Origin of the sequence: Moorena sp. SIO2C4 (assembly GCF_010672485.1) — a bacterium.
In the GTDB taxonomy this organism is placed as follows: domain Bacteria; phylum Cyanobacteriota; class Cyanobacteriia; order Cyanobacteriales; family Coleofasciculaceae; genus Moorena; species Moorena producens.
On the sequence record NZ_JAAHGN010000198.1, the window covers coordinates 1 to 8,985 of the forward strand.

The 8,985-nt window shown below is 44.1% G+C and carries 9 protein-coding genes and 1 pseudogene; 1 reads left to right on the forward strand and 9 read right to left on the reverse strand.

Features of this window, described 5'->3' with window-relative positions; translation table 11 throughout:
* From F6K20_RS13010 to F6K20_RS13030, 5 genes and pseudogenes are all read right to left on the reverse strand, one after another.
* Nucleotides 1-268, reverse strand: a pseudogene (locus tag F6K20_RS13010) (signal peptide peptidase SppA); the annotation flags it as partial.
* Nucleotides 269-512: 244 nt separating this feature from the next.
* Nucleotides 513-1,541: a type 2 isopentenyl-diphosphate Delta-isomerase gene (gene fni, locus F6K20_RS13015; protein ID WP_287247985.1), complete on the reverse strand. Its 1,029-nt coding sequence runs from the start codon at nt 1,539-1,541 to the stop codon at nt 513-515.
* Between the two features lie 35 nt (nt 1,542-1,576).
* Complete coding sequence (gene pyrR / locus F6K20_RS13020) at nt 1,577-2,122, reverse strand: bifunctional pyr operon transcriptional regulator/uracil phosphoribosyltransferase PyrR (protein WP_008184410.1); 546 nt, start codon at nt 2,120-2,122, stop codon at nt 1,577-1,579.
* Between the two features lie 102 nt (nt 2,123-2,224).
* Nucleotides 2,225-3,532, reverse strand: coding sequence for a peptidoglycan-binding domain-containing protein (locus F6K20_RS13025; protein ID WP_008184409.1), 1,308 nt, complete (start codon nt 3,530-3,532; stop codon nt 2,225-2,227).
* A gap of 862 nt (nt 3,533-4,394) precedes the next feature.
* The gene (locus F6K20_RS13030; RefSeq protein WP_154659792.1) at nt 4,395-4,568 is read right to left on the reverse strand and encodes a hypothetical protein; all 174 of its coding nucleotides are present in this window, start codon (nt 4,566-4,568) and stop codon (nt 4,395-4,397) included.
* A gap of 323 nt (nt 4,569-4,891) precedes the next feature.
* On the opposite strand from F6K20_RS13030, the gene F6K20_RS13035 reads away from it, so the two are divergent.
* A complete protein-coding gene (locus tag F6K20_RS13035) occupies nt 4,892-5,635 on the forward strand; it encodes a DUF2927 domain-containing protein (protein WP_008184401.1) in 744 nt (247 codons plus the stop codon).
* A gap of 77 nt (nt 5,636-5,712) precedes the next feature.
* Here the strand turns inward: F6K20_RS13035 and F6K20_RS13040 are convergent, their stop codons facing one another.
* The 4 genes from F6K20_RS13040 to F6K20_RS13055 all read right to left on the reverse strand — a co-directional run bounded on the left by F6K20_RS13040 (nt 5,713) and on the right by F6K20_RS13055 (nt 8,686).
* Nucleotides 5,713-6,558, reverse strand: a complete 846-nt coding sequence (locus tag F6K20_RS13040; protein ID WP_008184400.1) for a hypothetical protein — start codon at nt 6,556-6,558, stop codon at nt 5,713-5,715.
* Nucleotides 6,559-6,822: 264 nt separating this feature from the next.
* Nucleotides 6,823-7,836 carry an adenosylcobinamide-phosphate synthase CbiB gene (gene cbiB, locus F6K20_RS13045; RefSeq protein ID WP_008184399.1) on the reverse strand — a complete coding sequence of 338 codons (1,014 nt, stop codon included), beginning with the start codon at nt 7,834-7,836 and terminating at the stop codon, nt 6,823-6,825.
* Complete coding sequence (locus F6K20_RS13050) at nt 7,836-8,225, reverse strand: GFA family protein (RefSeq protein ID WP_008184398.1); 390 nt, start codon at nt 8,223-8,225, stop codon at nt 7,836-7,838. Before F6K20_RS13050 ends, cbiB begins: the two co-directional genes overlap by 1 nt.
* Nucleotides 8,226-8,242: 17 nt before the next feature.
* Nucleotides 8,243-8,686 (reverse strand): Rrf2 family transcriptional regulator, encoded by a 444-nt coding sequence (locus F6K20_RS13055; RefSeq protein ID WP_008184397.1) that lies wholly within the window; start codon nt 8,684-8,686, stop codon nt 8,243-8,245.
* Nucleotides 8,687-8,985: the final 299 nt, after the last annotated feature.

The following is an 8,985-nucleotide window of genomic DNA, read 5'->3' on the forward strand; positions in this document are numbered from 1 at the left end:
TCTTGCGCAAAGGGATGATATTGGTTTGTTGACCCGATAACACCTCTTCAATCACTTCACTGGTGCTTGAGGTAGGATTGGTATCGCTGATATTGACCGATAAATCAAACACCAGCACTGATTTATCTTGAACCTGTGGCCCTGTATCTTTGGATGCTACTGCAATCAGTAGAAACAGGAATCCACTAGTAGCTAAACTAAAAAATAGAATTAAACCGGCAATACTTCCTACTAGGCTGGCAAAAGTTTGTTGGAGAAATTGACGCATTTGGTAAAGGATTAAGGATTAAGGATTAAGGATTAAGGATTAAGCATAAAGGATTAAGGATTAAGGATTAAGCATAAAGGATTAAGGATTAAGGATTAAGGATTAAGGATTAAGCATAAAGGATTAAGGATTAAGGGCGATTCCCGATTCCCGATTCCCGATTCCCGATTCCCTATTCCCTATTCCCTATTCCCTATTCCCTACTCCCGATTCCCGATTCCCGATTCCCTATTCCCTATTATTACTATCCTAACTTTTTCAAAGTGTCGGATTCCTTGAGATCAGACAAAGTAGCATTACCGGTGCAGAATAGAGCGGTAGTGATTTCTGCCATCAACAGTTGCACTAAGGCATCAACGGCATCTACTGACTCAGCTGCTGCTTGCAGGAATGGTAATGCTAGACCAGCAATATCGGCTCCTAATGCGATCGCTTTTGTGACATCCAAACCATTGCGCAATCCCCCAGATGCAATTAGGGGAATGTCGGGGGCAATGGCTCGAATACTGGTAATGCACTCAGCGGTTGGTAAACCCCAGTCACCAAAGGTCTGTCCTAACCGACGCTGATGAGCGGTTAATCCTCGCTCACTTTCTACCTTTGCCCAAGAGGTGCCCCCCGCACCAGCGACATCAATAGCGGTAACACCAGCCTCCAGCAACCTTTGGGCCATACCGGCTGAGATGCCATTACCCACTTCTTTAGCAATCACTGGTACCGTTAACTTACTGCATAAACCATTAATTTTGTCAAGTAAACCCTTGAAATTAGTATCCCCGTTAGCTTGAATGCACTCCTGCAAGGGATTGATGTGCAAAATCAGCCCATCTGCTGTTAACAGGTCAACCACCTTTTGGCATTCTTCTAGTCCATAACTGTAGTTCAGCTGAACCGCACCGATGTTGGCAAATAGGATAATATCTGGAGCTTGGGAGCGCACCGCAAAGGTATGACCAACCTCGGGTTTTTCCACAGCTACTCGCTGAGAACCAACCCCCATGGCTAGTTTGTAATGTTGGGCAACCTCAGCCAGACGAAAATTAATCGTTTTTGCCTGTTCAGTACCACCAGTCATAGAGGAAATCAACAATGGTGCTCCCAAGGATTTCCCGAGAAATGTGGTAGATATGTCAATCTCACTGCGGTTTAGTTCTGGTAAGCAACAGTGAGTGAAGCGGTACCTTTCAAGTCCATTGGTATTGGCACGAAATTGAACATCTTCATCGAGACAAATCCTGATGTGGTCAGCCTTTCGCTGTTGGGTTTGGGTCATAATAATTTGGAAAATAAGAGCAATCTGATCATGATTCAGGCGCTAATTACTTTAATTAATTCCACTCCATCCCGACCATCATTATCGTTTAGATAAACCTTTACCTGTTCTTCGGCGGATGTGGGGAGTAGCTTGCCGGTAAAATCTGGACTAATCGGCAGTTCCCGATGTCCTCGGTCTACTAGCACTAATAATTTAATCGTTTGGGGTCTACCATACTCAAGCACCGCATTTAGAGCAGCACGAATGGTACGTCCTCTATAAATGACATCATCCACCAACACCACTATCTTACGATCAAGATCGAAGGGAATATCTGTTTTTGCTGGGGTGCGAATGCCAATTCGATCGAGATCATCCCGATAAAAGGTGATATCCAACGCTCCCACTGGCACACTGACCTGCTCTAGGGTTTCAATCTGACGTCCTAGCAACTGAGCTAAAGGAACACCTCTGGTATATATACCAACCAGTGCTAGTTTGGACAAATCACTCACTTGTTCGATCACTTGAGATGCCAAACGATTGACTGTACGGCGCAGTTCTTCAGCTGATAGGATTTCAATGGTTTGAGTAGGCATCCTGGTTAATTAAAAATTTCAGCAGGATACCCTGCCCACACTCCTATAGTTAGGCGGGGACAGGGCTGTCAAGGTTTTGAGATTATACCAGACGTTCAGCGATTACCGTGGAGCAAGAGATGAAAAGGTTCTAGCATCAGCAATTCCATTGGGAAATAAGCCTTTGTCCTGTTGATATCGCTTCAGGGCTGCCTCTGTGGCTGGTCCAAATACGCCATCTTTTAATCCTTTATAGTAGCCTAGGTAAATCAAGCGATTCTGAAGGCTATTCACTCTTGTGCCACGACTACCTCGTTTTAATGGAGTAATGATGGCAGCAGCAACAGCAATACCAGAATTGCCCCGTAGTGCTGATAAGGTACGAGAGTCAGCAATGCCATTTGCTGGCAGTTCCCGAGAAAGCTGATAATCTTTGACTGCGGTCTCAGTTAGTTTACCATAGTATCCTGTGACTGGCCCTTTGTAGAATCCCAACTGTGCAAGGCGATTTTGCAGTTTTGTCACCGATTCGCCATTGCTGCCTGGTCGCAACTCAGTGACGTTGGTAAGATTATCCTTATCATTAGGATTTTTGGCTAGGTCTGACAATGTACGAGAGTCAGCAATACCAGTGACTGGTAGTCCCCTCAATCGCTGAAATTTTACGACCCCTGCCTCAGTCAAACGACCGTAGAATCCAGTTACTGGACCGTTGTAGACTTTCAACTCCCTCATGCGCTGTTGCAGTTTGGTCACAGCAGTTCCTCTGTTACCTCGCCGTAACTGAGTGGCGTTCTTGATCGAACCACCATTGATTACGAACAATGTGTTTGGTCCAGCCACACCATCCACAGGTAATCCCTTGGCTTGCTGAAATTTAATTACCGCTGCTTGGGTGATGCGCCCGTAATAGCCAGTGATCGGACCATTAAAAAATCCCAAGGTTGTCAACTTCTTTTGTAGATCGCTGACTACCGTTCCTCTACTACCGCGTTTGAGCTGTGTGTTTGTTGGTAGACGAATATCAGTACCAGCAGTTTTATATAAGGCTGCTAGGGTTTTTGGTCCAGCCACACCATCTATTGGTAGTCCCTTCTTTTGCTGAAAGATAGCAACATAAGACTGGGTTAACATGTCATAGTTGCCAGTAATCCGACCTTTATAAAAGCCAGCCGCTGCCAACTCTTTCTGAAGAGAAGTCACCTGTGATCCACGGCTGCCTTTTTGAAGCACTTTAGCACTGGCATTAGCAGCGGTACTGAGGATGGTTAGGGCAATTGCGATCGCACTAATCTTGATCCAAGCTGAACTAGGAATAGTGGGACTGTTTAGCCCATCCAACCATCGAATTAAACCATTATCATCTTGCCACTGAAAATTATCCGCGTCTTCATAGGACTCGGCAAGATTAACGCAGACTAAGCTTTCCATCGCTTTCCTACCAAATTTTTTTTTATGATAGCCAGTTATCTAGCAATATTTGTATTGTGTTCATAACACTACCATCTTAATAGACATCACTCTTGCCCAAGTCATCCCCAGTTGCCTTCATCGGTCATAACTGCTGATCCGATCATCCCTTTACCCGATCACCCCTTGAGATGATCACTCCTTCACCAATTCCCAGGTAATATCTTTGATCCCAACAATGATCAATCTTTAAGGAGCAATCTTTTAGCAATTTTTCCGGATGTAGTCAATTTCATCCTGGATTTAAGAGTTATAACGGATGTGGTAAAGGTAAATATCCAGGAGAATTACCTTCAAAAGGTAAATCTCCTGGATATTTCCCCCAGCAGTAAGCTGGGGGTTTTTATTGTAATCGCGTCGCACAGTGATCGGATCGCCTCAGAAGTTTTAAACAAGGAATAGGTAAAAAGTAGTTTTCGAGGCTTAAGAGTATTATTAACTACATTTTTTAGCCTGGTCTTGATGCAGGCGTGAGCGACTGCATCAAGACCGGAAGAGAAAAGCCAAGTTTGACAAAGCTTTTAGGAATTTATCCCTCACCATTATTTGTAAATACCCGCGCGCTTATTGCTATAGAGCAACCCAATTCTCTAGATTAATTCCAAAGGGGATGACCATGCCTAATTGTTGTTGGCCCATCCTCAAGTCTGTTATTTTGAGTCTCTTCGGTTTTTTGAGCCCAACCATGAAATCTTTCCGGAGCTAGTCAATTTCCTGCTGGATTTAAGAGTTATAACGGATGTGATCAAAGTAAATCTACTCGATAATTACCCTAAAAAGGTAAATCTCCTGGATATTGCCCCCAGCTGACTGCTGGGGGTTTTTATTGTGATCGCGTCGCACAGTGATGCGATCGCGGATCATAACTGTGCCAAAACCGCCTCTGAGCAACCTGACTCTCTAGATTAATTCCAAAGGGGATGACCATGCCTAATTTTTGTTTGCCAATCCTCAAATCATATATTCTGAGTTTCTTCGGTTTTTTGAGCCCAACCATGACCAATCTTTCCGGATGTAGTCAATTTCGGGCTGGATTTAAGAGTTATAACGGATGTGATCAAAGTAAATCTCCTGGATAATTGCCCCCAGCTGACTGCTGGGGTTTTTTTTGTGATCGGCGCTCCACAGTGATGCGATCGCTGATCATCACTGTGCCAAAACCCCCTCGCTTATGAACCTAAGGATACAAGCCCCTGAATTCATTTATGGAAAAAGACTATTTGAATTGGAGCGAAGCGATGTTTCAATGCCTCGAATTAATTCCTGGGGTATTTTTGAATTTTGAATTGATAATTTTGAATTGGAGCGAAGCGAGTGACCATGCGTAATTTTTGTTTGCCAATCGTCAAGTCTGTTATTCTGAGTTTCTTAGGTTTTTTGATCCCATCTACCTATCAACCACCCACTTATGGGAATAATTATGAGCTAAGTAGCACACAACCGACTCTCCAATCAATTGACAACCGAAACTATACTCAAGCTCAAATTGATTATTTTTTAGAAATTGCCTTAGGCTCGGAATACGGCTCCTCCAATCCTACTATCAAAAAATGGGACAAAAATCTGAGGATTAAGGTTATCGGCTTGCCAACCCCTGAAGATTGGCAGACTTTGTCAACCGTTATTGATGAAATAAATACGATTACCCAAGGTTCAATTCAAATAAATTTTGATGATAATAATCCCAATCTCAAGATTTATTTTGTTCCCGAATACGAGTTTCGTCGCTATGAGCCATACTATCGACCGGTCAATTTTGGGTTTGTTCGCACTTGGTGGAATAACCAAGTTATTTATAAGTCAAGAATTATGATTTCTACAACTAGTATTACCCAAAAGGCACGGTCTCACCTAATCCGAGAAGAGCTCACCCAATCTATAGGACTGATGAGGGATTCCTATAAATACAGAAATAGTGTATTTTTCCAAGGCTGGACTGATACGACCGAATATGCTGAGATTGATCAAGCTGTCATAGAAATGCTATATAGACCAGAAATTCGTCCCGGAATGACTAAAGCAGAAGTGATCAATGTTCTCAATAGCCTCCGGTTTGAGAGGTAATTATACTTGTAAGGTGCGTTAATAACGCACCTTACAAGTAGAGTTACTGGGTAGGTTCTGTGGTATCAAGATTAAGATTAAAAGAATTTAGAGGTAGTGTAAGGACCATAGACCCAATTGCCGCTGCTCAGCTGTAGCCAATTCCCATTTTTAGCAACCACAGGTTTGAGTACAGAGCCACTGCTTACACAGGTAACAGCCTGACCAGTACCAGGACCAGGGAGTGCTTTTAAACAGCCACCATTGGGAGTCTTGACTTTGATTCCTGATTCCAAAGTCGGACTACCGCCACCCCCTTCACTACTTTCATCAAATAATTTAGAGGTAGTGTAAGGACCATAAACCCAATTGCCACTGCTGAGCTGCAACCAATTCCCATTTGTAGCAACCACAGGTTTGAGTGCAGATCCACTGCGGACACAAGCAACAAGCTGACCAGTGCCAGGACCAGTGAGTGCTTTCAAACACCCACCATTGGGAGTCTTGACTTTGATTCCTGATTCCAAAATCGGACTACCGCCACCCCCTTGATCACTGCCATTAAAGTATCGAGAGGTAGTGTAAGGACCATAAACCCAATTGCCACTGCTGAGCTGCAACCAATTCCCATTTGTAGCAACCACAGGTTTGAGTACAGCTCCATTGCTAACACAGACAACAGCTGCGGAAGTATCGCTAGGACCTTTGCGTGCAGTCAAGCAACCACCACTTGTCTTGACTTTGATCCCTGTTTCCAAAGCCGCAAACACTGGAGCCGTTACACTCAGACTCGCTAACCAGACCGCACATCCTACCAAACCGAGCCAAGCAGTGTTGGGAATTTTAAACCAGTTGAGGTTGAGTTCTCTTAGATCTAGATCACAATCAATACCTACTGCTTCTTCATAGGATTCATAGGAATGAGTGTAAGCAAGTACTTCCACGTTTTTCTCCTTTTTTAAGTTTTATTAAGTTTTGAGGCAATTATGATCACAATTCCCCCTAAAGTTGGGGGAAAACTGATGGCTTTGCTATCAGCTGGAAGACCCAAGGGTAATCAGTAATCGGTAATCGGTAATCGGTAACTGACCCAACTATACTTGATGTCATTCTTTTGTTCAGCAACGCCAAATAGATGGCTGGAAAAAGGTTATAATACAATTTCCTACCATAGGGGAAAATTTAAGCAAAAAAAAATAATTGCCTGATTAAACGATCAGGTTGTGTAAAGCGATCGCATATTGGACTAGACAAAAAACCAACCCTATCCCCAGCCAAATTAAAAAGCAATAACGTGTCAGCTCTAAGGCTTGGTCAATTTTGCCTGGTGTGATCTCGTAGGTAGGTTTCCCTAATAAGGGTTTTTGCTTGACAACACCACTGTAAAAATTAGTCCCCCCCAGCTGAACCTCCAAAATCACAGCAAAAGCCGATTCACTCCAGCCAGAGTTAGGACTGGGATCAGCAATAGCATCACGGCGACACAGATGCCAGACCTGCTGAGGTTTTCCAGACATCAAGGCTAGGGTCAATACGGTTAATCGACAGGGTATCCAGGTTAGTAAATCTTCAAATTTAGCACTAAACCAACCTAAATTCGTGTAAGGCTCTCGCCGGTAACCGACCATCGAATCTAAAGTACTGGCAGCTTTATAAGCTAAGGCAAGAGGAACACTACCAACCCCAGGAATCAACGCTCCAACAATGGCATAAAACAGAGGGGCTGTGACCCCATCGGTAGTGTTTTCCGCCACCGTTTCTAGGACAGCTCGTAGGATTTCCGACTCACAAAGATTTTCTGTATCACGACCAACATATTGACTTAATCGAGAACGGGCTAATTTTAATTCTCCAGCAGTTAAAGGCTGTAATACATCCATTGCTGCTGCTCGAAGAGAGCGACCCGCAAAACAACTGGCTAGCAAGATAGTTCCTATGCCTATACCCAAAAAGGGATTGAGCCAGATTCCTAGGAGGACAATAAACCATCCAGCTACTCCACTCCCAATAATTAGTCCAATACCCAACCCAATTCCTGCTAAGCGTCGTTGCCAAGGCTGCTGCCAGAGGTGAATTGCTAACTGAGTGAAGTGAGAGATTACCCAGCCCATAACCTGCACTGGATGGACCCAACCCCAAGGATCACCGATCAGATAATCCAGACTAGCCGCCAGCAGCAAAATGACACCATTAGTATGGTTATTACCCAGGATTTGAACCACTACTTTCTAATTTTATCGACATTCTCTTCCCAGTTAGCCCCATCGAAAGGGACAATGCTAAATTGAGATAGAACATCACCGTCAAGGCAACGTAGGTTGACAGAAATCCCATTGGGATGAGAACGGGGTCGATAGAAAGGATGAATCCCACAGATTTGGCAGAATGTGTGCTTCGCTGTGTGAGTGTTGAAGGTATAACTAGTCAACACTTGATATCCCTTAAGTAAGCTAAATTGCTCAGGGGAGACAATCAGGTGTAAGATGCCCTTTTTTTTACACATCGAACAATTGCAATCAATTGCCTCATGCTTGTTGACAATTACCCGGAAGCGGACAGCGCCACAATGACAGCCTCCCTCATAAGTAATCGGTTCGTTACTCTTTTTCATGCTGACGAAAAATTGATTCAAACAACGAAACTGGTTTCTTCTCCCATAGCGGCTTGCCAACTACGGGCATCATAATAAAGATCGGCAAGAGTTATAGTGTACAATGCTTCTTTAAGCTTTTGATGCAAACGATGCCAAAGTGTAAATGTAACCCAGTCTTCGGCTTGACCAGCGTCTGGGGTATGGTGGGGTAGTGGTTCGATGGTTTCACCCACTGCTTCTAGGATTTTGCCGAGGGAAATTTGTGTGGGTTCATGGGCTAATTGATAGCCTCCTTGAGCTCCACGAACTGACTTGACTAAGCCAGCACGGCGCATCTCAATCAGTAGTTTTTCTAGATATGGAGCTGGTAGACCTTGCCGTTTAGCGATCGCTCTAACCGATGTCGGTCCATACCCTGGTCTTAGGCTCAGATCTAGTAGTGCCTTAACACTGTAGTGTCCACGAGTGGTGAGCTTCATAATAAAATAGCAATCCAATCGGAAAGTGGACGTGGGAGTTAACGGGACAATTTCTTTGAAAGACTAAAGTCGGAGTAAGCATTCAGCGGTCAGCTAATGCGCTACGCGCACGCGTGCGCGTTCAGCTATCAGCTATTAGCATTAAGCTAAGGTGCTTTTGAATAGGCGTTGCAGCACCGCCAAAGGGGGTTCTCCCCATGAGCAACTGCATCAATAAAACAGGTAACCATGTGTTAAATCTGAGTTACATCTGCTGACGGCTGACGGCTGACCGCTGATAGCTGAATGCTTACAAGTCG

Excerpts from the sequence above, each read along its gene's own strand:
- fni (WP_287247985.1), bottom strand. The coding sequence starts at position 1,541 with ATGACCCAAACCCAACAGCGAAAGGCTGACCACATCAGGATTTGTCTC.
- pyrR (WP_008184410.1), bottom strand. The coding sequence starts at position 2,122 with ATGCCTACTCAAACCATTGAAATCCTATCAGCTGAAGAACTGCGCCGT.
- F6K20_RS13025 (WP_008184409.1), bottom strand. The coding sequence starts at position 3,532 with ATGGAAAGCTTAGTCTGCGTTAATCTTGCCGAGTCCTATGAAGACGCG.
- F6K20_RS13030 (WP_154659792.1), bottom strand. The coding sequence starts at position 4,568 with ATGGTTGGGCTCAAAAAACCGAAGAAACTCAGAATATATGATTTGAGG.
- F6K20_RS13035 (WP_008184401.1), top strand. The coding sequence starts at position 4,892 with ATGCGTAATTTTTGTTTGCCAATCGTCAAGTCTGTTATTCTGAGTTTC.
- F6K20_RS13050 (WP_008184398.1), bottom strand. The coding sequence starts at position 8,225 with ATGAAAAAGAGTAACGAACCGATTACTTATGAGGGAGGCTGTCATTGT.
- F6K20_RS13055 (WP_008184397.1), bottom strand. The coding sequence starts at position 8,686 with ATGAAGCTCACCACTCGTGGACACTACAGTGTTAAGGCACTACTAGAT.